Here is a 21,568-nt window from a genome sequence, read left to right on the forward strand (position 1 = left end):
ATGACACATTCTACGCCCGGGGCCAGGGGTAGGTATTTCCCTACAAGGCGGCGCGCAGTTCACCTGCTGTGTGAAAAGTTCGTTGGCGATAGGATTGCTGCATGTGGCGCGGGACACTGGCTCCGCCGGCAGGAATGCTGGCTAGGACCATCACCCAAGCCACAAGGAGCGTTGCAATGAAGTCATTTACCGTAGTCCTGAAGTCCCTGCTACTGGCGTTGTTGTTGTCCTCGAATGCGTACGCGCTTGAGAAGGTCGATATCAACACCGCGTCTGCTGAGGAATTGGACAAGGTGCTGACGAATGTCGGGCGATCAAAAGCCGAGGCAATCGTTGAGCACCGTCAGGCAAACGGTCCCTTCAAAAGTGCCGAGGAACTGGCACTGGTAAAGGGCATCGGACTCAAGACGGTCGAACGGAATCGTGACCTGATCGAAGTAGGAGCCACGATGGCTCCCGCCAAGAAGGCTGCCAAGGGGGCGGCGGTGAAACCGGTGGGACGGCGTTAAGGGGAAGGGATCCGAGATACGGTTCGACGCGAGGATGCGTGGCCGCAACCTAACTGGACAGGATGTCCGGGGGATGGCTGGAAGCCGACAAGGACGTGGAATCGCCCGGTGTTGCACTTGGATGTGCAGCCGGGCGTTTTTCGTTTCAGGACGCGTTGAGTCGATCTCATCGCAGCGCTGTTCCTGATGGGCAACGCCTGGCTTTGCGCTGACAGCGGCCCGCATCCATATGTTTCCGCACGTTGACGCGTTGACGCACGGACATCGCAATGTCCTGAGATCCTGAGATCCTGAGATCCTGAGATCCTGAGATCCTGAGATCCTGAGATCCTGAGATCCTGAGATCCTGAGATCCCGACATCCTGTTGAGCGTCGCGTGATGCAGCGAGGTCGATGCAGACCGTTATTCTCTGAGTGCTCGATGTGCCGGGGGCTCGAAACGCGAGGGCGGCTCGAGATGCCTGATTTGGGTACGTCTGCGGATACCGCACGGTCGCAGGAGGGTTTGGGCGGCGGGCTTCGGGCACAATGCGTCGATGCAGCTGACAGACCTGAGCAGCCGGGTGATTCCGGCCACCGAGTACCGCCGCGAGCGGTGGCGCAATCAATTGGGTTGGACACGCGAGATTCTGCGGCTCGGGGAATCCGAGGCCTGGGCATTGCGGCTGTCGATTGCCGAGATCGAACAGGACGCCGCGTTTTCCGCATTCCCGGGGATCGACCGCGAATTGGTGCTGCTGCATGGAAACGGCATGCGCCTGCAGTTTGGCGACGGTGAGCTTGATCCCGGCGATGCTGCTACGCGTGCTGATGGCCTGATCACAGATACACCTACTGATGACGGTGATGCTGGCGCACGCGTCGCTGGCGCCGCTCGTGTCGTCGAATTGCTGCCGCCCTACCAGCGTGTCCGATTCGCTGGCGAAGAGACGGTCGGTGCGACTTTGCTCGATGGGCCAACGCAGGACTTCAATCTGATGTGGCGCCGCGATCTGCTGCACACCGAACTGCTGCATCGCCCCTTGGTCGGCACCATGCTGTTTTTTGCGGATCCGGGCAGCGCCTGGGTCATCCACCTGTTGGCGGGCCAGGCCAGCTTTGGGCGCGACAGTGGGCTACCGCCCCTGGCTGCGGGCGACACCGCATGGCTGAGTGCATCGACGCGAACCCGTTACGTGCTCGATGGCGGCGGCGAGCTGCTGGCGATCCGGGTGAGTCCGCTTGCTAGCGCCTCCGATTAGCAGGTCCGGGCAGTTGAGAGTGTTCTTGCTCGCATTGAACGGCCGAGATGCAAGTGCAAGTGCAAGTAAAAGTCAAAGCGCAGCCAGTGAACCCGGTAGTTAGCAATGCGGATTGATACGTGTCACGTGCACTGTCTGCGTCGAGGACTAAAGAGGCTGGCAACAAGAAAGAGGCTGACAACAAGTAGCGAACACTCGTCTGGTGGGTGTGAACGGCGCGCAGGGACTGGAGTGTGAGTGGCACACACCCATGCCGAGCAACGGCTGCGGCCGTCTGGCAGCTGCACAGTCGTTTTGTAAGCTGCTCTTAGCGAACTCGCAGAACTGCAGCAACGTGCCGAAGCGTGTCGATGCAGAGCACGGTTGCCGGCAAACGAGCGTTGCTGCATACAGGATTTGGATGCCATGTCTGCCTGCCCACGATCGCCACGTGATGGCAGCGCTCCCCGCTGCCAAGCTGCGATCGTCAGCTTGCGCGCTTGCTGTTCAATACACGTCGCGACGGTAGCGGCCGCTGCGGAGTAGTTCTTGCCTGACCTCGGTGCTCAGCAGCGTGTCGAGGGTACGGTCCACTTCGGGTGCCATACCGCGCAGGCTGCCGCAGAGATAGATGCAGGCGTCGCGGTCGATCCACTGCCGCAGGCGATCGCTGGCAGCGGCCAATGCATGTTGTACGTAACGTACCGACAGGTTGTTGTCTCGCGAGTACACCAGGTCCAGATGCGCGATCCAGCCATCGTGTTGCCACTGCTGCAGTTCGTCGGCAGACAGCGCGTCGTGCGCGGCATTGCGTTCGCCAAAGATCAGCCAGTTGTCGCGCGCACCGGCTGCGATGCGCGCGCGGAGATGGGCGCGCAAGCCGGCGATGCCGGTGCCATTGCCGATCAGCAGCATGGGCTGCGCGGCTGCGGGTGGGTGGAACCCCGGATTGCTGCGCAGGCGCAAGGCAATTTGCGCGCCGAGGTGAGCATGCACGCACAGCCAGCCGCTGCCGATCCCAAGCTGCCCGTCGGCATGCTGGTGTTCGCGGATCAGCAGTTCGGCGTGGCCTTCTTCGCTGATCGATGCGAGCGAGTATTTGCGATGCGGCAGCGCGATCAGGCTATGCGCCAAGGCGGTCGCATCCGCTGACGCCGTGGCGCCTATCTCTGCATCGGTGGGCAGGTGCGAGCGGCCAAGCCAGTCGCGCAGCGTACGACCGTCGATGATGTCCGAGCCATCGCGTCGATGACGCTGCAACCAGGCGTCGACACTCTCTGGTGCGTTCTGCGGCGCGATCTCGGCGATGTCGCCAGCACGCCATGTCGGCAGCGGGCCATCGATGGGCGTGAGGCGGAGCCGATGGATCGGTGCGCCGGCACTGCCTGGATTGACGTGGACGCGCTCGCGCATCTGCCAGGCCGTGTAGGTCGGCACGCTCCAGTCTGGCTGCTCGGCAAGTGCAGGTGCCAATGCCGACAGCCGCTGCTGCCATTGCTGCAATGCGCGCGGGTCGGCATTGTCGACCTCGATGCGCTCGAACAGGCGGGTGCCGCCGCGCGCGTGCAGGCGGTCATCGAGATGGCGGCCGAACGCGCAAAATTGCGTGTACCGACGATCGCCGAGTGCCAGCACCGCGTACTGCACGGCGGCCAGATCCTGTCCGCTGTCGGCGAGCCAGTGACGCTCCGCAGCCTGTGCGTGATCCGGTGCATCGCCTTCGCCGGTGGTGCTGACGATGCATAGCAAATGCGGCACACGCGCGAGCTGCTCGGCAACCACCGCCTCCAGCGGGAGTGCGTAGGCACCGATACCTGCCGCTTGCAAGGCTGCAGCGCTGCGCTCGGCGAGTTCGCGTGCGAATCCGGTCTGGCTTGCCCACACGATCAGCATGCCGCTGCTGTCGCCGTGCAACGTGTTGGCACGTGCCCGGCGGCGCAGCAAGACCGCCGCGCACAGCACGGCGTACGCGGCCATCCCGACGGCTGCCCATTGCAAGCGATGTGGTGTCGGTGCGCTCCACCAGGCACCGTCATGCAGGCTGGCAAGCCAGCCGACAAGCGTCGCCAGGGCGATCAACAGTGCTCCGTTACCCATCCACACGCGTGGGCTTATGGCGCTCATGACGCCGCCAGATGCTTCGCGAAGGCCGGGCTCATCGCTTCGTGCAAACTGCCATCGTGGCGCGTCAGAAAGCGCACTGCCAGATCGGTCTTGGCGGCATAAGCAAGCCCTGCATCGATCCCGAGCACGCTCATTGCGGTGGCCCAGGCATCGGCCTGCATGGCATCGCGCGCGAGCACGGTGACGGCGGCAGGCGCATGCGGAATCGGTGCTCCACTGCGTGGATCGAAGGTGTGCGCGTAGCGCATTCCGTCGGCATCGAAGCGGTGCCAGCGATCGCCCGATGTGGCGACTGCCAGGCCATCCAGCGTGAGCACACGTGCCGGCAATGTGGCGCCGGCGTCTTCGTCGGGTGCGGATTCGACCAGCACACGCCATGCGCTGCCATCGGGTTTGCATCCATAGCCAAACAATTCGCCGCCTACGTCGATCAAGGCGCTGGCGATGTCGGCCTGTCGCAATGCGTGCTGCACGCAGTCCACCCCGAAGCCTTTTGCGATGCCGGATAGATCCAGTGCGACGGCGCCGGGTTGCAGCACCCGCTGGCCATCCAGAGCCAGGCGTTGCCAGCCACAGCGCAGGCTGGCCAGTGCGATCTGCTCGGGCGAGGGCACACGCCGCCGGCCGCCGGAGGCGCCAAAGCCCCACAGTTCGACCATCGGCCCGACCGTGGGGTCGAACGCGCCGTCGCTGGCCTGCGCGATCTGCAGCGCGGTGCGCAGCACGGTGAAAAAGTCATCGGGCAATGTCTGCCACTGACCGGCCGCGGCACGGTTGTAGCGGCTGATATCCGAGTCCGCTTCCCAGGTGCTCATTTGCGCGACCACGCGATCGAGCGCTGCCTGGATACGCGCATGCAGGGGATGCAGGTCGCGCGCAGGCGGCGCCACCAGCTTGACGCTCCAGGTGGTGCCCATGCTGCGCCCGCCCAGGGAGGCAACGGCGTCATCTGCGGAAGAAACTGGGTGCATGCGTGGACCGGTCGAGCAGGTGCTGCCTGAGGCAGCCATGGTGACGCGCGAGCGTGCGGTTTGCATCACGCGGTGTGATGTTTGAAACAGTGAGGGATGCGCCGATTCGACGCTGCAGCACATATCGCAAACACCGCAAACACCGCAAATACCGCAAATACCGCAAATACCGCACAGGCGGCAAGCGGTACACGCCGAACGGCATGTGCCGCTTCCACATCGGCGCTGCATCGCCACTGCGTTAGCCGCAAGGTCAACGCAGTGGCGGACATGAGGCGATTACTGCGGCAACACTTCCAGCGTTGCCACGTAGCCCAGGCGCCGTTGTTTGGCCTGCGGCAGCGAGGTCTTGCTGTCTTCGCTGGTGGTTTCGAGCCAGTACATGCCCGCTTCCGGCCAGGTCACGCTGAAGCCACCCTTGGCGTCGGTCTTGAGCTTGATCTCGTTCTGCGCATCGCGATAGCGCGTGCCGCCACGCACGATCTCGATCTCCAGCCCGGCTGCCGGCTTGCCATCCAGCTGCAGGGTGAACTGCGCCGCTTCACCGGCGACCAGGTCGTTGGGATGGGTCACCGGCACCAGCTCGATGCCCTTGCCGCTGGGTTTGAACGCGGTGGTGGTCGGTGCGCCGCGGGTCACAAAGGTTTCCACGCGATTGAGCGATTGCGACACCTGCAGCTCCTTCGCGTCTTTCGGCACTTCGGTGGCAAAGCTTGCCTCGTTGCCGCGCCAGCGCTTGGGCTTGCCGTCTTCCTTCCAGCTGGCGAACAGGCCGGCGTTGATGATGCTGAGCTTGTAGGTGCCGGGCTGGGTGAGCTGCAGATCGAACACGCTGCGGTACTTGCCGGTGGCCGGGTTTTCCGGCTTGAGCGCGCTGCCATCGGGCGCGGTGATGCTCAGATTATCCAGGCGCAGCGGCACGTGATTGAAGTAGAACAGGTCGTTGGACACCGCCGCATCCACGGTGATCCACGGCGCTTCGCCGGCCAGGACGGTTTGCGATGGCAGCAGCCAGGCCTTGTGGGCGAACGCGCTGACGGGAAGTGCGGCAAGCAGGGCGATCAGGACATGCGAACGTTTCATGACAACTCCTTGAAGAACGATAAGGCGGGTGGGTCACGTGTCTGATCAGCGCACTGCGGCGCTGCGTGGATGCGTGGGTAACGAAGGTCGATACGCGTCTGCGCCACGTAGCGCGCGTCATAGGCACGGATGCATGCACGGCGGCACCGCATCCGCGCCCATCTGCATCAGGGCTTGGCGGTCAGGCTCACCGCGCCGAGTTCGCTGCTGCCGCTGGCCTTGGCAGACTGCGCCGAGGTGGCCGGCCAGGTGAAAGGCACCTTGACCAACTCGCGGCCACCGACTTCGCGCGCAGCTTCCACCACCAGGGTGTACTGGCCGGCCGGCAGCGACTTCAGCGCGCCCTTGGTGTCGGTGAACGACAGCGCATGCGCGCCGGCAGGCCGGGTGGGGCCGGTCACGCCATCGACCGGCACCTCCAGCGTGCGGCCGCTCTTGCGCCACCACTGGCGCAGATCTGGCAGCCACTTGGTACCGTGGCCTTCGGCGGTGTCCTTGGATTGGTACCAGACCGCCAAATTGGCGGCGGCCTTCTGGTCTGCGCCTTCCAGCCAGATCGCCACGTACGGGCGGTGGTATTCGGCGACATTGAGCTTGGGGATTTCGACGTTGATGTCGAGCGTGGCCGCATACGCCGGCATGGCGAGCAGGCCGCTCAGAGCGATGGTCAGGGTGGCGCGCATGATCGTCTCCGGTGAGTAGGGTCAGTGGATCAACAGCAAGGCAAGCAGCAGCGGAATCAGCAGGCCCAGGCCGACCAGCGGCCAGGTCATGCTGCGCTGACGCGCATGCAGGTGCAGCAGGAACAGGCCGGTGATGCAGAACACCAGACAGGCGATGGCGAACACGTCGATGAACCAGCCCCAGGCCGGCCCGGCGTTGCGGCCTTTGTGCAGGTCGTTGAGATAGGCGATCCAGCCACGCGTGGTGCGTTCGTATTCGATTGCGCCGGTGCTGCGGTCCAGGCTCAGCCAGGCATCGCCACCGGGGCGGGGCAGGGCGACATACAGCTCGTCGGGCGACCACTCCGCGTTGCGGCTGCCGACGCTGATCTCCAGTTCGCGACCCAGCCACTGCGCCACGCGCGGCGGCAGCGGTGCATCGCCATCCTGGCGCGTGCCCAAGGTCTTCAACAGCGCTGGCGGCAGGGTGAGCGTGCGTTGCTCGGTGGACGGGCTGGCTTCGATGCGCGCAGCGTGGTTGAGGGTGAGCCCGGTAACCGTAAACAGCAGCATGCCGATCAGACACAGCGCCGAACTGATCCAGTGCCATTGATGCAGCATGCGCAGCCAGAATCCGCGGCGTTGCTGTGCAGTGGCGATGGTGTCGTTGGAAGCGGGCATGCCGATTTATGCCACGTCTGCGGGAACGGGCGGCTGCAGTTGCGATTGCCGCGCGGCCACATCGCTGAGCAAGGCGCGCAGGCGTGGCTGCGGCGCGTTGGCCAGCACGGGCGTGAGCTGACGCAGAAACCCGGCGTGCCCGCCGCCGATGGCGCGTCGCATCCAGTGTTCGGCCTGATCGAGCGCGCCTTCATCGGCAAGCAACGTTGCATAGCTGGCCTGGCCGCGAAAATCGCCTGCCTCTGCGGCGCGGCGATACCACTCGCGTGCAGCAAGCGGATCCGCCGCGCAGGCCAGGCCCTGGTCGAGATAGCGCGCCACAAAATTCATCGACTTGGCGTGACCACGTTCGGCCGCGGTGCGATACAGCGTCAATGCGTGTGCCTGGTCCTGCGCCACGCCGCGGCCGGAGGCGTAGAGATGCGCCAGGTTGTACATGCCCCATTCCAGGCCATGCTCGGCGGCGCGGCGATACCACAACGCCGCCAGCACCTCGTTGATGGCGGTGCCAAAGCCCAGTTCGTGGCAGCGGCCCAGTTGATTCATCGCTTCCGGATGCCCGGCATTGGCGGCCACTTCGTACCACAGCATCGCCATGGCCGGATCGGCGGCAATGCCGCGGCCTTCGGCATACAGCTGTGCGAGCAGCAGTTGTGCAGTCACATCCTGACCGGCGGCGGCCTTGCGCAGCAACGCGACTGCCTGGGCAGGCTGGGTCTGCAGCAGTGCCATCAGCAGGGCTGGGTCAATCGCAGGCTCAGACATCGGCCCACTGCCGCAGCAGGTTGTGATACACGCCGGTGAGCTGGATCAACGACGGATGCCCGGGCGTGTCCTGGGTCAAACGACGGATCGACACATCCAGTTCGAACAACAGGCGGCGCTGTGCATCGTCGCGCAGCATGCTTTGGATCCAGAAGAACGAGGCGACACGCGTGCCGCGCGTTACCGGCATCACTTTATGCAGGCTGGTGCCGGGGTAGATCACCAGGTGCCCGGCCGGCAGCTTCACCGACTGCGTGCCGAAGGTATCTTCGATCACCAGTTCGCCGCCGTCGTAACTGTCCGGGTCGCTGAGAAACAGCGTGCAAGAGACATCGGTGCGAACCGGCTCGGCACCGCCGCGGCTGCGGTCGTAACGCACCGCATTGTCGACGTGATACCCGAACGACTGCCCGTCGCTGTAGCGATTGAACAACGGCGGATAGATCCGACGCGGCAACACCGCCGAGAAGAACGTGCTGCTGCGGGAGAGCGCCTCCAGCACCAATGCGCTGGCCTCGCGCGCTGCGGCGCTGTCCTCGGGCAACTGCGCGTTGTCCTTGGCCTGCGCCGATTGATGGCCAGCGGTAATGCGGCCGTCTGCCCAGTCGACCGCGTCCAGCCGCGCGCGCAACTCGCTGAGCTGCACGGGCGTCAAGACATCGGGAATGGGCAGCAGCATGCGGCGCTCTCCACGCCGTCCGCAGGGTGCGGGCGGCGTGCCGGAAGGTTAGAAACTAAAGGTAGCGTTCAACACCGCCGAGCGGCCATCGCCCGGCAACGCCCAACCACTGCCGGCGGTGACGGTACCCGCGGCGTTGACGGTGAGGTTGTTGCGGATGCTGGTGTAGTACTCCTTGTCGAACAGGTTGTTGACGTTCAACTGCAGGCTGAGCCAGTCGTTGACGCGCAGGCCGACCATCGCACGGTGCACCCAGTACGCGTCGGTCTTGCGGTAGACCGCGGTCGAGGTGTTGTTCGGGTAGAAGCTGCCCTGGTAATTGACGCCATAACCGAAGGTCCACTGGTTGAGCGCGTAGGTGGTCCAGAGATTGCCGGCATTACGCGGGGTCTGCACCAGTTCGCGCCCGGCAATTGGGTCGCCGGTGAGGCTGGCGGTACGGTTGGACACGCTCTGCAGCACTTCGCTGTCCAGGAAGGTGTAGTTAGCGAAGACCGACCAGTGCTCGGTCAGGTAGCCGGCCACGCCCAGTGCGATACCGTCCACGCGCGCCTTGCCGTCGAGCACCTGCTCGGGAATCAGCGGGTCGCCGCTGTTGACCTTGTAGTTTTCGCGCTCGTTGCGGAACACCGCAGCGGTCAGCGCCAGGCGCTCGTTCAACACGTCCCACTTGCCGCCCAGCTCGATGTTGACCGCACTTTCCGGCTCAACATTGCAGTTGGCGCCGGCGGTGGCGGTGGCGATCGGCGTGCACGAGCCGTTGACCGACGCCTTGGACGGGGTCTTGCTGTTGGCGTAGGACAGATACAGGCTGGCGTTGTCGACCGGCTTGAATACCAGGCCGGCGCGGTAGGAGAACAAATCGTCCTTGCTGCCTGCCGGGAAGCCCGGAGTCACGCCGGTGACGCCGCCGGTGGCATTGACGGTGTAGGTGGTGGTGTCGCCTTCGTTGTGTTCGTAACGGCCGCCCAGGTTGAGCATCCATTGCTCGTTGAACTGCAGCGTGTCGAACAGGTACACCGCCTGATTGGTCAGGCTGCCTTTGCTGCGGCCGGTGCGGAAATAGTTCTGCGGGCCGGTCCAGATGTTGTACGGGTTGTCGAAGGTCTGCAGCGGGTAGGTGATGCCGGTGGTGGAGCCGTCGGCATTACGGAAGATGCTGCCGCTGTCGAGTTCGAAGTCTTCCTTGCTGAAGGCCACGCCGGCGACCACGCGGTGCTCGATGGCGCCGGTGTGCAGGGTGGCGGTCAGGTCGGTCTGGCTATGCGCGATGAAGTTTTCGGTGTCGCGCACCAGCCCGCGCGGGCCGCTGTTGGGGTTCCAGGTGGACGGCGGCTGGCCGACGCAGGCGCGACCGGTGTAGGCGTTGGTGTTGTTTGGCAGGCACCAGGTGCCTTCCGGCGCGGTGGCCGAGGTGGTCTGATCCACGCGCTGCAGACGCGCCAGGCTGCGCAGCTTGACGTTGTCGTCAAAGTCCATTTCCAGCACGCCGGTCAGCATGTCCACGTCGATCTCCTGACGCGACACATTGCGATAGCCGTAATAGGTTTCGCGGTCCACGCCCGGCAGCGGGCCATCGTTGAACGGGCTGAGCGCGAACGGCACGCCGTACTGCGGCAGGTTGTTGTCGTGCTGGTGCAGATAGCTCAGCGTGAAGCGCGTATCCGAGCCCAGGCCGAAGGCGATCGATGGCGCAAAGCCCCAGCGATGGCGGAATTCTTCATCGCGGCCCGGCACATCCTGGGTGTGACCCATGGCGTTCAGGCGCACGGCGGTGCCGTTTTCGAAGTCGTAGTTGCTGTCGACGGTGAGGCGGCCATAACGGTCGCTGCCGCCGCCGATCAGCACATTGGTGAAGTCGCCTTGCCCGGCGGTCTTGGTCACCAGGTTGATGTTGCCGCCGACCGAACCGGCACCGGACATCGCCGAGTTGGCGCCGTTGATCAGCTCCACGGACTCGAGGTTGAAGGTGTCGCTGCGGCTGTACTGCGCGCTGTCGCGCACGCCATCGGTGGTGATGTCGCTGCTGGCGGTGAAGCCGCGCAGGTTGATGCTGTCGCCATATCCGCCGCCGCCTTCGCCCGCGCCGAAGGTGATGCCGGGCAGCGTGCTCAGCACATCGCGCAGCGACAGCAGGTTCTGCTGGTCCATGGTCTGCTTGGTGACAACCGTGATGGTCTGCGGGGTGTCGCGCAGCGCTTCGGTGTACTTGGGCGAGGACGGCTTTTGCGCACGTTCCTGCTGCACCCGGATGGCATCCAGATCCACCGCACCCGGAGGCGCCGGCGCATCGCCAGGCTGGGCGAACGCGGGAGCGGACAGGGTCAACAGCACGGCCGAAGTGAGCGGGGAAATCCTGGGAGTCATGAGACGTCTCGAAAAGGAAAGCGGTGCTCCGTCCTGGCGATGGCTCGGCGGATGCGGAAGGGTGTGCGTGCGTCGCTAGCCCGTGGCGCCCGGCTGGCGTCCACCGCACGCGCCGTCGCGCCGCGCTGGAAAGCGCAGGCGAGCAAAACGCAGATCGGAGGTGTCGGACAGTGCAGGGCGCATGGGATCGCAGGGCAGGTCAGATGTTAAGAAGACCTGAAGGGCTGCGATCTTAAATGCAAATCATTCTTCTTTGCAATCTTTGCCGACCGGAGGCGTACGTCGGCAAACACGCGGCGGCTTCCAGCGTGGAAAATATGCGTTGGTAGCTGCCGCGCTAGCGGTCGTCGCGGGTCCAGATGCCGTCGTGCTCGCGCTTGACCGGGAACTTGGGCACGGCGGTGTAGGCGGGGGCGCACAACGGGCGGCCATCGCGGATATCGAAGCGGGCGCTGTGCAACAGGCATTCGATGGTGCCGGCGACCGGGTCGAAGCTGCCGGGCGACAGCTCGTAATCTTCGTGGCTGCAGCGGTCTTCCAACGCGTACAACTCGCCGTCGAGATTGAACACCACGATTGGCGCGTCGGTGACGGCATCCCACGCTGTCTGCAGTTCGCCGGGCAGCAGCGCGTCGCTTGCGCAGACGAAGGTCCAGGTCTCACTCATGGCGCGGCGCCGTTCAGCGATTTTTCCAGCACTTCGAAGCGTAGATCCTGCCGCAGCGGCACGCCGAAGCGTTCGTCGCCATACGGGAACGGCTTGAGGAGGCCAGTGCGGCGATAGCCGCGTCGTTCGTAGAAGGCGATGAGTTCGTTGCGCACATCGATCACGGTCATACGCATCACCGGCAGCTTCCACTCGGCGTCCACGATGCGTTCGGCTTCGGCCAGCAGCGTCTTGCCGATGCCGCTGCCTTGCAGCGACGGGTCCACCGCAAACATACCGAAATACCCTGCGCCGCCGTCGTCGGCGATATGCGCGCACGCCAGCAGGCGCCCATCCTGCTCGACCAGCAATACCAGGCTGCGCTCGCGCAGGATGTCCTGACGCAGCACGGCCGGGTCGATGCGGGCGCCGTCGAGAATGTCGGCCTCGGTCGTCCACCCCACGCGACTGCTGTCACCGCGATAGGCCGAGGTCACCAACTGGACAAGGGCGTCGATGTCATCGACGGTGGCAGTGCGGAACGTGGTGGTCTGCATGAGGGCGGGGATTTGGGAGTGGGGATTGGGGATTCGTAACAGCGTAGCGAAGTTTGGCGCTTTTGAATTCCCGCGTGAATACTCGTGAATAGTAGGGCGATGGAAGTCCAGCTCCCCTCGGTGACATGCTTTTGCGATTCCCGATTCCCGATTCCAATCAGCCCAGTAGGCGACGCACCTTCACCAACGCGGCGACAAAGCGCTCGATCTCGTCATGCGTGTTGTAGAACGCCAGCGATGCGCGACAGGTTGCGGCAACGCCGTAGAACTGCAGCAGCGGGTGCGCGCAGTGCTGGCCGGAGCGCACCGCCACGCCTTCCAGATCGAGCAGGGTGGCAAGATCGTGCGAATGCGCACCGTCGATCAGGAACGACACCACCGCGGCTTTGTCGGGCGTGGTGCCGAAGATGCGCAGGCCATCGATCCGCTGCAGCTCTTCGGTGAAGTGCGCCAGCAGCTCGGCTTCGCGCGCTTCCACATGCTCCAGGCCGATCGACTCCAGATAATCCACCGCTGCGCCCAGGCCGATGAAGCCGGCGATGTTGGGCGTGCCGGCTTCGAACTTGTGCGGGGCATCGTTGTACACGGTGCCTTCGAAGCTGACTTCCTTGATCATTTCGCCACCGCCCAGAAACGGCGGCATGGACTGCAGATGTTCGCGACGCGCCCACAGCGCGCCGGTGCCGGTGGGGCCGCACATCTTGTGGCCGGTGATGGCGTAGAAATCGCAGCCGATCGCGGCCACGTCGATGCGCCGATGCGGTGCGGCCTGCGAGCCGTCCACCATGGTGACGATGCCACGCTTGCGCGCGTCGCGGCAGATCTCGCGCACCGGGTTGACCGTGCCCAGCACGTTGGACACATGGGTGATCGCCAGCAGTTTGACGTCCGGCGTCATCGCCTTGCGCAAGGCATCCAGATCCAGCGCGCCCTCGGGGGTGATCTCGGCTACGCGGATGCTGGCACCGGTGCGCTGGGCCACCAGCTGCCACGGCACAATGTTAGCGTGGTGCTCCATGCGCGTGATCAGGATGACATCGCCTGGTCCCAGACGCGGCAATGCCCACGAATACGCCACCAGATTGATCGCAAAGGTGGTGCCGCTACACAGCACCAGCTCGTCGGCGCGCACATTGAGAAAGCGCGCGAGTTTGCTGCGTGCGCCTTCGAAGGCATCCGTAGCTTCGCTGCCCAGCGCATGCACTGCGCGGCTGACATTGGCGTTCTGACGCCGATAGAACTCGTCGGTCGCGGCAATCACCTGCAGCGGCTTTTGTCCGGTGTTGGCGTTGTCGAAATAGATCAGCGGCTTGCCATGCACCTGCCGCATCAGCAGCGGGAAATCCGAACGGACGCGTTCCCAATCCGGAGCGTTGCCCTGAGTGACGGCAGGTGCATTCATGCCACGCCCGCCGAATTCAGGGCGCGGTCCAGCTGCAAGGCCAGCACGGCACTCAACGCAGCCGGCAGGACCCGCAACGGCTCGTGGCAGAACGCCGCACTCAGCAGACGTTGCGCCTCCGCTTGCGGCACGCCGCGCGAGCGCAGATAGAACAAGGCGTTGTCATCGAGCTGACCGACAGTGGCGCCATGCGCTGCCTGCACTTCGTCGGCGTCGATCACCAGCACCGGCTGGGTATCGATTTCGGCATTGGAAGAGAGCAGCAGATTCTTGTTGGACAGCCGTGCGTCGGTGCCATCGGCGCCCTGACGGATATGGATGCCGCCATGGAACACCACGCGGCTGCGATCGGCACCCACACCGCGCCAGACCAACTCGCAGGCGGTGTCGCGGGCAATATGTTCGATGCCCAGGCGCGTATCGACATGGCGGCGACCATTGCCCAACAGCACGCCATTGGCGGTGAGCTGGGCGTTGCTGCCTTCCAGGCGCACGTTGAGTTCGTGCCGCGACAGGCCGGCGCCCAGTTCCAGATCCACGCGCTGGTAGCGTGCATTGCGTGCCAACACGGCATCGGTGCGCAGCAGTGCGGTGGCGTGCGCGCTATCGGCCTGCACCCGCGCATGCGACAACACCGCGTCCTGTGCCAGATGGACATGCATCACGCTGTTGTCCAGATGCGCCGCATCGCCGACGTGCAGATGATGCTCGACCACATTGAGCGCTGCGCCGGCACGGACTTCGATCAGATGGCGGTAATGCCAGGACAGATCGTGCTCGCTGGCCACGCTGACAAAGACGATATGCAGTGGCAGTTCGATCTGCGCGCCGTCTTGCACGCGCACCAGCACGCCTTCGTCGGCCAGCGCGGCATTGAGGCGGGCAAAGATCTCGTCGCTGCCTTCGAAACGGCGGCCGAGCAAGTGCTTTGCGTCATCGCCTGCGGCCAGTGCGGCCGACAAGGTGTCCAGCTGCACGCCGTCCGGCAAGGTCGAAACATCGCTCAGCGCTGCGGAAGGGCGCCCGTTGACGAACACCAGCCGCGGCGCGGGGATCTCGTCCAGTACGGCGGCATCGAGCAACGTCGGCACCAGCGGTGCCGGCTGAAAACTGCGCCGTTCCAGCTGACGCAGCGAGGTGTATTTCCACGCTTCGGCGCGCGGACCGGGCAGGCCGGTCTGCAGCGCTGCGTCGAGCTCGGCGCGGCGTGCATCGTCGCCACTGAAGCCGCGGGCCAGGGAGTCGAGCAGGGCGCTCATCAGGCGGCAACCTCGGGCACCACACGATCCTTCAGGAAGTGGTAACCGTGTTTTTCCAGCTCCAGCGCCAGTTCCGGGCCGCCGCTCTGCACGATGCGTCCTTCGGATAGCACATGCACCACGTCCGGCTTGATGTAGTCGAGCAGGCGCTGATAGTGGGTGATCACCAGGAACGAACGCTCCGGCGAACGCAGCGCGTTGACGCCGTCGGCCACGCTTTTGAGCGCATCGATATCCAGGCCGGAGTCGGTTTCATCCAGGATGGCGAGCTTGGGTTCGAGCACGGCCAGCTGGAAGATCTCGTTGCGCTTCTTCTCGCCGCCGGAAAAGCCCTCGTTGACACCGCGATGCAACAGTTCGTCCTTCAGATGCAGCACGGCCAGCTTCTGCCGCACCAGCTTGAGGAACTGCATCGAATCCAGCTCCTCTTCGCCACGCGCCTTGCGCTGGGCATTGAGCGCGGCGCGCAGGAAATAGGTGTTGTTGACGCCGGGGATTTCCACCGGGTACTGGAACGCCAGGAACAGGCCGGCGGCGGCGCGTTCTTCCGGCGGCAGATCGAGCAGGTTCTTGCCTTCGAACTGCACGCTGCCTTCGTTGACTTCGTAGCCATCGCGGCCGGCCAGCACATTGCCCAGCGTGGACTTGCCCGCGCCATTGGGCCCCATCAGGGCGTGCACCTGGCCGGGCTGGATGTCCAGCGACAGGCCTTTGAGAATGTCTTTGCCGGCGATGCTGGCGTGGAGGTTTTTAATGTTGAGCATGCTGATGGTCCGTCAGAATTCTTATGTAGCCCCTCTCCCGCCGGGAGAGGGGTTGGGGTGAGGGTCGGCGCGAAGCGTCTCCTGGATTTGGGGGCGCGAGGCTTCGCCCGTATCCTCATCCGGCGCTGCGCGCCACCTTCTCCCGAAGGGAGAAGGAAAAGGGTGTCAGCCGACGCTGCCTTCCAGCGAGACTTCCAGCAGCTTCTTGGCTTCCACGGCGAACTCCATCGGCAGCTCGCGGAACACCTGCTTGCAGAAACCATCGACGATCAGCGACACCGCATCTTCCTGGCTGATGCCACGCGCGCGGCAATAGAACAGCTGGTCGTCGCTGATCTTGGAGGTGGTGGCCTCGTGCTCGACGGTGGCGCCGGGATTCTTCACCTCGATATAGGGGAAGGTGTGCGCGCCGCATTGCTTGCCGATCAACAGCGAATCGCACTGGGTGTAATTGCGCGCGCCATCGGCGTTGCGGTCCACCTTGACCAGACCGCGATAGGTGTTCTGCCCACGCCCGGCACTGATGCCCTTGCTGACGATCTTGCTCTTGGTGCGCTTGCCGATGTGGATCATCTTGGTGCCGGTGTCGGCCTGCTGACGATGGTGGGTGAGTGCCACCGAATGGAACTCGCCCACCGAATCGTCGCCGAGCAGCACGCACGACGGATACTTCCAGGTGATCGCCGAGCCGGTTTCGACCTGGGTCCAGGTCACCTTGCTGCGGTCGCCACGGCATTCGGCACGCTTGGTGACGAAGTTGTAGATGCCGCCAACGCCGTTTTCATCGCCCGGGTACCAGTTCTGCACCGTCGAGTACTTGATCTCGGCGTCTTCCAGCGTCACCAGTTCCACCACCGCGGCATGCAGCTGGTTTTCATCTCGCATCGGCGCGGTGCAGCCTTCCAGGTACGACACGTAGGCCTTGTCTTCGCACACGATCAAGGTGCGCTCGAACTGGCCGGTATGGCCGGCATTGATGCGGAAATAGGTGCTGAGTTCCATCGGGCAACGCACGCCCTTGGGAATGAACACGAAGCTGCCGTCGGAGAACACCGCCGAGTTGAGCGCGGCGAAGTAGTTGTCGCCCACCGGCACCACGCTGCCCAGGTATTGCTTGACGATCTCCGGATGCTCTTTGATCGCCTCGGACATCGAGCAGAAGATCACGCCCTTTTCGGCCAGTTCCTTGCGGAAGGTGGTGCCGACCGAGACCGAATCGAACACCGCATCCACCGCAACGCCGGCCAGCCGCGCGCGCTCGTGCAACGGCACGCCAAGCTTGTCGTAGGTGTCCAGCAGTTCCTTGGGCACATCGTCCAGCGAGGCGTACTTCGGGCCCTTGGGCGCGGAGTAGTAGCTCAATGCCTGGAAATCGATCGGCGCGATCTTGAGCTTGGCCCATTCGGGCATCGGCATTTTCAGCCAATGGCGGTAGGCCTCAAGACGCCAGTCGGTCATCCATTGCGGCTCGTCTTTCTTGGCCGACAACGCACGGATGGTGTCTTCGTCCAGACCGGGCGGGAGCGAATCGGATTCGATCTCGGTGATGAAGCCGGCGTCGTAGCGTCGGCCCAGCCGTTCGAGGATCTGCGCATTCTGCGGAGGAGCAAGTTCGGTGGCCATCGGGCTGCCTACAGGTCAGGTGGTCGCGACGCGTGCGGCGATGGAACGCCGACGGCTGTCGCCAGGGAGAGAGAGGGGCTGCAACATTTGCGCAAGCGTGACCCGACGCAATGCGTCGCCGACCACGTCGTTGATCAGGCGCCAGTTGGAGCGCACGCCGCATGTCTGCGCGATGCCGCACTGGCTGTGGTCCTGGCTGCATTCGGTGATCGCCAACGGGCCTTCCATTGCCTCGACGATCTCCACCAGGGTGATCTGGCTGGCGTCGCGCGCAAGCCGGTAACCGCCGTGCACACCGCGCAGGCCTTCCACCAGCCCGGCTTGCGACAACGGCTTGAGGATCTTGCTCACGGTCGGTGCTTCCAAGCCCGCCTGTTCGGCCAGTTCGCTGGCGCTGAGCACTTCACCGCTACGCGCGGCAAGCACGGTCAGTACGACGGTGGCGTAATCGGTGAGTTTGGTGACGCGCAACATGAGCGAGCAGAAAACCTTAAAGCGGACCGAAATTGTACTCTTTCCGGCAGGGCGGGGCCAACCGCCCGGTTCAGCCGCCGGCAAGCGCAGGGCGTTGCGGGTGGTGGAGCGCTTGTGCTTGGCGCACGGACGCGCTGCGGTCACAATGAGCGGCCCCATCACTGGACCCTTACATGTCGCGCAAAGTTGCCGCCCGCAAGTCACGTATCCACGGCAATGGCATGTTCGCCCTCGCCCCGCTCCGCAAGGGCGAGCGCATCATTCAGTACAAGGGGCGTCTGCGCACGCACGCCGAAGTGGATGCCGACGACACCGGCGACGTGGAAAGCGGCCACACCTTCCTGTTTACGCTCAGCGACGATTACGTGCTGGATGCCAACTACGAAGGCAATGTCGCGCGCTGGATCAACCACAGCTGCAATCCCAATTGCGAAGCGGTGATCGAAGAAGCCGAAGGCGACGACCGCAGCAAGGACAAGATCTTCATCGAGGCCAAGCGCGCCATCAAGGCCGGCGCCGAGCTGACCTACAACTACGGCATCACCCTGAGCGAGCGCCACACGCCGCGTCTGAAGAAGATCTGGGAATGCCGCTGCGGCTCCAAGAACTGCACGGGCACGATGCTGCAGCCCAAGCGCTGAGCCTGGCGAAGCGCACTGCGCGCTGACGCAACGCACACATCGGTTCACGGGTGCGCAACAGCGCGCTGCCTACGGTGCGGGCTTCTTTTATCGAGGAGCCCCACATGGCGTATTCGCTCTCCGGCAAGACCATCGCGGTCCTGGCCACCGATGGCTTCGAGCAATCCGAACTGACAGAACCCAAGCGCCTGCTGGAATCGTGGGGCGCCAAAGTCGATGTGATCGCACCTGGCGATGGCGCAACGATCCGCGCCTGGAATCACACCGATTGGGGCGTTTCGGTTGCAGTCGACCAGCCTCTCGAGCAAGCAACGCCTGAAACCTACGACGCACTGGTGCTGCCCGGTGGCGTGCTCAATCCCGACACATTGCGCATGAATCAGCAGGCGATCGCCTTCATTCGTGCATTCGCCACGGCGCAGAAGCCGGTGGCGGCCATCTGCCATGGGCCGTGGTTGTTGCTGGAGAGCGATTTGGTGCGCGGCCGCAACGTCACCTCGTGGCCGTCGGTCAAAACCGATCTGACCAACGCCGGCGCGCGCTGGCAGGATGCCGAGGTGGTGGTCGATGGTCCGTTGATCACCAGCCGCAAGCCCGACGACATTCCGGCATTCAGTGCTGCGGTGGCCAAGGCCCTGTCTGCGTAAGTCGCGTTAGCCGCTATTTGTCACTTGTTTCAGTAAACACGGCCCGGCGCTGTTGCGTCGGGCCGTTGCATGATGGCCGTTGTGCGCGTCGTACCCACCTTGCGCGGACTGTTTTCGCCCAGGGTGAAGATGACGGTGCGGACTTACTTCCCCGACAGCGCCGCCGCCGGCACCATCTGCTCGATGTTCTGGTTGAAGTTGACCGCCACGCGACCGTTCTGGATGCCCACCGACTCCACCTGCACGGCGCCCATCACTGCGGCAATCGACGGGTCGATGCGATAGATGGGTTCCTTGCGCGCGTAATCGGCCAGCCAGGTGTTGAGTAGCTGACGGGTGCTGTGGTCGAGCTTTGCGCCGGAATTGGCCGGGCGGAAATCGTCGATGCTGGGCTGGTCGAGATAAAAACCTTGTTTGGCGACGTCGTAACGCAGCGCGCTGGTCAGGGTCACATTGCCCACCGGAGCCGGCGCACCGCCGGCAGTGGCCACGGCCAGATCGAACGCCATCTTGAGTCGGTCGCCCGGCGGCAGCGACAGCGCGGGGTTGCTGACCGTCATTGCGATCAAGCCGCCGAGCGTGTCGTGCGTTTGCGGGAAGCGACCGCCCAGATACTGCTGCAGGTCGCTGGCCTGCACGCTGATCTGATGTCCCTGGATCTGCGGCGCCGCCCAGGCGCTGCCAACGGGGAGCGCCAAGGCGAGGGCAAGCACGGATCCGGCAAGCGAACGCAGTTTCATCGGGTGACTCCGGCAATAGGTGACACAACCTTAGTCAGCACTGGTGAACCACGGGTTAGCGCAGTACCGGTTGCAGCGTGGCGGAGTAGATTTCCCAGCTGTCGCTGCCGGCGCGCGGTTGCAAGCGATAGGCGCCGACCAGCTGCTGCGTGCCCGAGCCCGTGCGTACGACGATGCGCACCGGCACTTCGATGCGTCGCGGCGGATGTTCCTGATCCAGCGGCACCGGCGGGTCGTTGTTGATGCGCATCGAGCGGATATCACCGATGCCGCGCAGCGCCGCGTCGTCCGGCACCGGCGATGGACGTCCGCCGGTCCACAGCGCATCGGCATCGGCGCGCGCGGCACCGGGCAACGCACCCAGATAACGCTGCACGGTGGCGCTTGCTTCGGCCAAATCGGCGCGCGTTTGCGCATCGTCGGGGGCTTCGGACGCCGGCGACATGGGTACGCCTTGGGCAGTCACCGCAGCGTAGTCTGTCGCCGCAGTGGCTTTAGGCGAGCTTGTGGTCGCAACAGCTTGCTGATCTGTACTGCGATGACAGCTACAGCCTGCGAGTGCGGTTACTGATAAAGCAATGACGATCCAACGCATAGCGGCTCTCCATCCCCGAGGCGCGCAGTGTAGCGGGCGTATGCGGTGCGGAGCAGCGCTCAGGCGCCGGGTTGGACGCGTTGCAGGCGATCGAGCAGTAGTTGCAGCTTGGGCCGTAATGCATCCAGCGCATCGCTGGGTTGCGCGCGTGGACGGGCGGCCAGGTCTTCCAGCAATTGCGAGCCGACGGTCAGTGCGGCGCATTCGTCGCTGCTCAGATCGCGGCGCAGGTGCAATTCTTCGAGCAGGCGCATCCAGTCGGCGCGGGAGCGCTGTTCAAACTCGATGGTGCAGCGGTCGTCGCACGGTCGCCCGTCGTTCTCGATGGGCGTGACCGTAATGCGATAGCGTTTTCGGGGCATGGTGGTCGCGTCACTCCTGGGCTGCCTCCACCATAGGGGTAGGCTGCCGCGCGCTCGATAGCGCAGGCCATGACGCAGTGTTCCAGCATGCTCAGTCGGCAGGCGGTGGCGTGGTTTTACGCAGCAGCGGCAGTGGATCGTACGCACCGTTGCGCCCATAGACACCATAGTGCAGGTGCGGCGGCGTGCCGCGCGCGTTGCCGGTGGTACCGACCATGCCAAGCGCGGTACCGGGCTCGACGACATCGCCAACGGCCAGTCCAGGTGCCCAGTCGTCCAGGTGCGCATAGTAGTGCCGCTCCATCGCCGGCCCGAGTACCCAGACCTGTTTTCCACCCAGCCCGGCGTCGCGAATGGCACTGACCACGCCGCGGGTGGCGGCGACCACAGGCGTACCGCGCGGCGCGAAAATATCCACGCCGGCATGGCTACGGTCGCGTCCGCGTGGTGCACCGAAGGTGTCGGCGATCTGGCGGGCACGGACGTTTTTCACTGGAATCTGCAGGGTCTGCGGCGGCGGCATCCGTGACAGTTCCCAGGTGGTGCGCAGGCGTTCGCCCATCGGCGACTGCCAGGCCCAGCGCGCGGCCACGCCCAACGCGCACAGCAGGGCAATCGAAACCAGCAGGCGACGCACACGTCGGGCGGGCCTGCGAGGTGCTGGCGCGGTCATAGACACTCTCTGTTGCGAACTCACCAACAGGGTAGACGGGCTGCCATGACTGCGATGTGGTGTGTCGACACGCATCGCCAACAAGACGCGGGAAAAGCGCAAAAAAAAAGACGGCCCGCAGGCC

The 21,568-nt window shown here is 64.4% G+C and carries 23 protein-coding genes and 1 other RNA gene; 4 read left to right on the top strand and 20 right to left on the bottom strand.

The window, feature by feature from the left end:
• Positions 1 to 134 precede the first annotated feature (134 nt).
• Positions 135 to 509: a ComEA family DNA-binding protein gene (locus tag ABQZ00_RS04830; RefSeq protein ID WP_005993268.1), complete on the top strand. Its 375-nt coding sequence runs from the start codon at positions 135 to 137 to the stop codon at positions 507 to 509.
• A gap of 536 nt (positions 510 to 1,045) precedes the next feature.
• Positions 1,046 to 1,750, top strand: a complete 705-nt coding sequence (locus ABQZ00_RS04835; protein WP_323539384.1) for a HutD/Ves family protein — start codon at positions 1,046 to 1,048, stop codon at positions 1,748 to 1,750.
• A gap of 172 nt (positions 1,751 to 1,922) precedes the next feature.
• On the opposite strand, the gene ABQZ00_RS04840 is transcribed toward ABQZ00_RS04835, so the two are convergent.
• The 16 genes from ABQZ00_RS04840 to ABQZ00_RS04915 all read right to left on the bottom strand — a co-directional run bounded on the left by ABQZ00_RS04840 (position 1,923) and on the right by ABQZ00_RS04915 (position 17,786).
• Positions 1,923 to 1,996: non-coding RNA, sX9 sRNA (locus ABQZ00_RS04840), on the bottom strand.
• A gap of 240 nt (positions 1,997 to 2,236) precedes the next feature.
• Positions 2,237 to 3,853 (bottom strand): sulfite reductase subunit alpha, encoded by a 1,617-nt coding sequence (locus tag ABQZ00_RS04845; RefSeq protein WP_323539383.1) that lies wholly within the window; start codon positions 3,851 to 3,853, stop codon positions 2,237 to 2,239.
• Positions 3,850 to 4,824 carry an FAD:protein FMN transferase gene (locus ABQZ00_RS04850; protein WP_323539382.1) on the bottom strand — a complete coding sequence of 325 codons (975 nt, stop codon included), beginning with the start codon at positions 4,822 to 4,824 and terminating at the stop codon, positions 3,850 to 3,852. The genes ABQZ00_RS04845 and ABQZ00_RS04850 overlap by 4 nt, the downstream gene beginning before the upstream one ends.
• Before the next feature lie 279 nt (positions 4,825 to 5,103).
• Complete coding sequence (locus ABQZ00_RS04855) at positions 5,104 to 5,907, bottom strand: DUF4198 domain-containing protein (RefSeq protein WP_323539381.1); 804 nt, start codon at positions 5,905 to 5,907, stop codon at positions 5,104 to 5,106.
• 167 nt (positions 5,908 to 6,074) lie between these two features.
• Entirely contained in the window at positions 6,075 to 6,590 is a 516-nt protein-coding gene (locus tag ABQZ00_RS04860) for a DUF2271 domain-containing protein (RefSeq protein WP_323539380.1), read from the bottom strand.
• Between the two features lie 21 nt (positions 6,591 to 6,611).
• Complete coding sequence (locus ABQZ00_RS04865; protein ID WP_323539379.1) at positions 6,612 to 7,250, bottom strand: PepSY-associated TM helix domain-containing protein; 639 nt, start codon at positions 7,248 to 7,250, stop codon at positions 6,612 to 6,614.
• 6 nt (positions 7,251 to 7,256) lie between these two features.
• Entirely contained in the window at positions 7,257 to 8,015 is a 759-nt protein-coding gene (locus ABQZ00_RS04870; RefSeq protein ID WP_323539378.1) for a tetratricopeptide repeat protein, read from the bottom strand.
• Entirely contained in the window at positions 8,008 to 8,694 is a 687-nt protein-coding gene (locus ABQZ00_RS04875; protein WP_323539377.1) for a Fe2+-dependent dioxygenase, read from the bottom strand. Before ABQZ00_RS04875 ends, ABQZ00_RS04870 begins: the two co-directional genes overlap by 8 nt.
• 48 nt (positions 8,695 to 8,742) lie before the next feature.
• Positions 8,743 to 11,061, bottom strand: a complete 2,319-nt coding sequence (locus ABQZ00_RS04880) for a TonB-dependent receptor (RefSeq protein ID WP_323539376.1) — start codon at positions 11,059 to 11,061, stop codon at positions 8,743 to 8,745.
• A 337-nt stretch (positions 11,062 to 11,398) separates the two neighbouring features.
• A complete protein-coding gene (locus tag ABQZ00_RS04885; protein ID WP_323539375.1) occupies positions 11,399 to 11,728 on the bottom strand; it encodes a non-heme iron oxygenase ferredoxin subunit in 330 nt (109 codons plus the stop codon).
• Positions 11,725 to 12,264, bottom strand: a complete 540-nt coding sequence (locus ABQZ00_RS04890) for a GNAT family N-acetyltransferase (protein WP_323518576.1) — start codon at positions 12,262 to 12,264, stop codon at positions 11,725 to 11,727. Before ABQZ00_RS04890 ends, ABQZ00_RS04885 begins: the two co-directional genes overlap by 4 nt.
• A gap of 157 nt (positions 12,265 to 12,421) precedes the next feature.
• Entirely contained in the window at positions 12,422 to 13,666 is a 1,245-nt protein-coding gene (locus ABQZ00_RS04895) for a cysteine desulfurase (protein ID WP_323539374.1), read from the bottom strand.
• Positions 13,663 to 14,925, bottom strand: a complete 1,263-nt coding sequence (sufD, locus tag ABQZ00_RS04900) for a Fe-S cluster assembly protein SufD (protein WP_323539373.1) — start codon at positions 14,923 to 14,925, stop codon at positions 13,663 to 13,665. Before sufD ends, ABQZ00_RS04895 begins: the two co-directional genes overlap by 4 nt.
• Complete coding sequence (gene sufC / locus ABQZ00_RS04905; RefSeq protein WP_104614542.1) at positions 14,925 to 15,689, bottom strand: Fe-S cluster assembly ATPase SufC; 765 nt, start codon at positions 15,687 to 15,689, stop codon at positions 14,925 to 14,927. The genes sufD and sufC overlap by 1 nt, the downstream gene beginning before the upstream one ends.
• A gap of 165 nt (positions 15,690 to 15,854) precedes the next feature.
• Complete coding sequence (sufB, locus tag ABQZ00_RS04910; RefSeq protein ID WP_055849652.1) at positions 15,855 to 17,312, bottom strand: Fe-S cluster assembly protein SufB; 1,458 nt, start codon at positions 17,310 to 17,312, stop codon at positions 15,855 to 15,857.
• A 15-nt stretch (positions 17,313 to 17,327) separates the two neighbouring features.
• Complete coding sequence (locus tag ABQZ00_RS04915) at positions 17,328 to 17,786, bottom strand: SUF system Fe-S cluster assembly regulator (RefSeq protein ID WP_115513484.1); 459 nt, start codon at positions 17,784 to 17,786, stop codon at positions 17,328 to 17,330.
• 173 nt (positions 17,787 to 17,959) lie between these two features.
• Between ABQZ00_RS04915 and ABQZ00_RS04920 the strand changes: the two genes are divergently transcribed.
• Together ABQZ00_RS04920 and ABQZ00_RS04925 are read left to right on the top strand one after the other, a co-directional pair.
• Positions 17,960 to 18,427 (top strand): SET domain-containing protein, encoded by a 468-nt coding sequence (locus tag ABQZ00_RS04920; RefSeq protein ID WP_055849656.1) that lies wholly within the window; start codon positions 17,960 to 17,962, stop codon positions 18,425 to 18,427.
• A gap of 104 nt (positions 18,428 to 18,531) precedes the next feature.
• Positions 18,532 to 19,074 carry a type 1 glutamine amidotransferase domain-containing protein gene (locus ABQZ00_RS04925; RefSeq protein WP_323539372.1) on the top strand — a complete coding sequence of 181 codons (543 nt, stop codon included), beginning with the start codon at positions 18,532 to 18,534 and terminating at the stop codon, positions 19,072 to 19,074.
• A 143-nt stretch (positions 19,075 to 19,217) separates the two neighbouring features.
• Here the strand turns inward: ABQZ00_RS04925 and ABQZ00_RS04930 are convergent, their stop codons facing one another.
• The 4 genes from ABQZ00_RS04930 to ABQZ00_RS04945 form a co-directional block, all read right to left on the bottom strand.
• Complete coding sequence (locus tag ABQZ00_RS04930) at positions 19,218 to 19,814, bottom strand: DUF1439 domain-containing protein (protein WP_055849660.1); 597 nt, start codon at positions 19,812 to 19,814, stop codon at positions 19,218 to 19,220.
• Positions 19,815 to 19,869: 55 nt separating this feature from the next.
• Entirely contained in the window at positions 19,870 to 20,259 is a 390-nt protein-coding gene (locus tag ABQZ00_RS04935; RefSeq protein WP_115528547.1) for a hypothetical protein, read from the bottom strand.
• A 209-nt stretch (positions 20,260 to 20,468) separates the two neighbouring features.
• Positions 20,469 to 20,771: a DUF3861 family protein gene (locus ABQZ00_RS04940; RefSeq protein ID WP_055849666.1), complete on the bottom strand. Its 303-nt coding sequence runs from the start codon at positions 20,769 to 20,771 to the stop codon at positions 20,469 to 20,471.
• 91 nt (positions 20,772 to 20,862) lie between these two features.
• The gene (locus ABQZ00_RS04945) at positions 20,863 to 21,444 is read right to left on the bottom strand and encodes a M23 family metallopeptidase (protein WP_323539371.1); all 582 of its coding nucleotides are present in this window, start codon (positions 21,442 to 21,444) and stop codon (positions 20,863 to 20,865) included.
• Between the last annotated feature and the right edge of the window lie 124 nt (positions 21,445 to 21,568).

Source organism: Xanthomonas sp. WHRI 10204 (genome assembly GCF_040202875.1).
Lineage (GTDB): Bacteria > Pseudomonadota > Gammaproteobacteria > Xanthomonadales > Xanthomonadaceae > Xanthomonas.

What these genes read in the sequence shown, in the direction of transcription:
- sufB (WP_055849652.1), bottom strand. Translation starts at nt 17,312, where the DNA reads ATGGCCACCGAACTTGCTCCTCCGCAGAATGCGCAGATCCTCGAACGG.
- ABQZ00_RS04850 (WP_323539382.1), bottom strand. Translation starts at nt 4,824, where the DNA reads ATGCACCCAGTTTCTTCCGCAGATGACGCCGTTGCCTCCCTGGGCGGG.
- ABQZ00_RS04890 (WP_323518576.1), bottom strand. Translation starts at nt 12,264, where the DNA reads ATGCAGACCACCACGTTCCGCACTGCCACCGTCGATGACATCGACGCC.
- ABQZ00_RS04940 (WP_055849666.1), bottom strand. Translation starts at nt 20,771, where the DNA reads ATGCCCCGAAAACGCTATCGCATTACGGTCACGCCCATCGAGAACGAC.
- ABQZ00_RS04855 (WP_323539381.1), bottom strand. Translation starts at nt 5,907, where the DNA reads ATGAAACGTTCGCATGTCCTGATCGCCCTGCTTGCCGCACTTCCCGTC.
- ABQZ00_RS04870 (WP_323539378.1), bottom strand. Translation starts at nt 8,015, where the DNA reads ATGTCTGAGCCTGCGATTGACCCAGCCCTGCTGATGGCACTGCTGCAG.
- ABQZ00_RS04865 (WP_323539379.1), bottom strand. Translation starts at nt 7,250, where the DNA reads ATGCCCGCTTCCAACGACACCATCGCCACTGCACAGCAACGCCGCGGA.
- ABQZ00_RS04935 (WP_115528547.1), bottom strand. Translation starts at nt 20,259, where the DNA reads ATGTCGCCGGCGTCCGAAGCCCCCGACGATGCGCAAACGCGCGCCGAT.
- ABQZ00_RS04920 (WP_055849656.1), top strand. Translation starts at nt 17,960, where the DNA reads ATGTCGCGCAAAGTTGCCGCCCGCAAGTCACGTATCCACGGCAATGGC.
- sufD (WP_323539373.1), bottom strand. Translation starts at nt 14,925, where the DNA reads ATGAGCGCCCTGCTCGACTCCCTGGCCCGCGGCTTCAGTGGCGACGAT.
- ABQZ00_RS04885 (WP_323539375.1), bottom strand. Translation starts at nt 11,728, where the DNA reads ATGAGTGAGACCTGGACCTTCGTCTGCGCAAGCGACGCGCTGCTGCCC.
- ABQZ00_RS04945 (WP_323539371.1), bottom strand. Translation starts at nt 21,444, where the DNA reads ATGACCGCGCCAGCACCTCGCAGGCCCGCCCGACGTGTGCGTCGCCTG.
- ABQZ00_RS04895 (WP_323539374.1), bottom strand. Translation starts at nt 13,666, where the DNA reads ATGAATGCACCTGCCGTCACTCAGGGCAACGCTCCGGATTGGGAACGC.
- ABQZ00_RS04915 (WP_115513484.1), bottom strand. Translation starts at nt 17,786, where the DNA reads ATGTTGCGCGTCACCAAACTCACCGATTACGCCACCGTCGTACTGACC.
- ABQZ00_RS04925 (WP_323539372.1), top strand. Translation starts at nt 18,532, where the DNA reads ATGGCGTATTCGCTCTCCGGCAAGACCATCGCGGTCCTGGCCACCGAT.
- ABQZ00_RS04930 (WP_055849660.1), bottom strand. Translation starts at nt 19,814, where the DNA reads ATGAAACTGCGTTCGCTTGCCGGATCCGTGCTTGCCCTCGCCTTGGCG.
- ABQZ00_RS04875 (WP_323539377.1), bottom strand. Translation starts at nt 8,694, where the DNA reads ATGCTGCTGCCCATTCCCGATGTCTTGACGCCCGTGCAGCTCAGCGAG.
- ABQZ00_RS04845 (WP_323539383.1), bottom strand. Translation starts at nt 3,853, where the DNA reads ATGAGCGCCATAAGCCCACGCGTGTGGATGGGTAACGGAGCACTGTTG.
- sufC (WP_104614542.1), bottom strand. Translation starts at nt 15,689, where the DNA reads ATGCTCAACATTAAAAACCTCCACGCCAGCATCGCCGGCAAAGACATT.
- ABQZ00_RS04830 (WP_005993268.1), top strand. Translation starts at nt 135, where the DNA reads ATGCTGGCTAGGACCATCACCCAAGCCACAAGGAGCGTTGCAATGAAG.
- ABQZ00_RS04860 (WP_323539380.1), bottom strand. Translation starts at nt 6,590, where the DNA reads ATGCGCGCCACCCTGACCATCGCTCTGAGCGGCCTGCTCGCCATGCCG.
- ABQZ00_RS04835 (WP_323539384.1), top strand. Translation starts at nt 1,046, where the DNA reads ATGCAGCTGACAGACCTGAGCAGCCGGGTGATTCCGGCCACCGAGTAC.
- ABQZ00_RS04880 (WP_323539376.1), bottom strand. Translation starts at nt 11,061, where the DNA reads ATGACTCCCAGGATTTCCCCGCTCACTTCGGCCGTGCTGTTGACCCTG.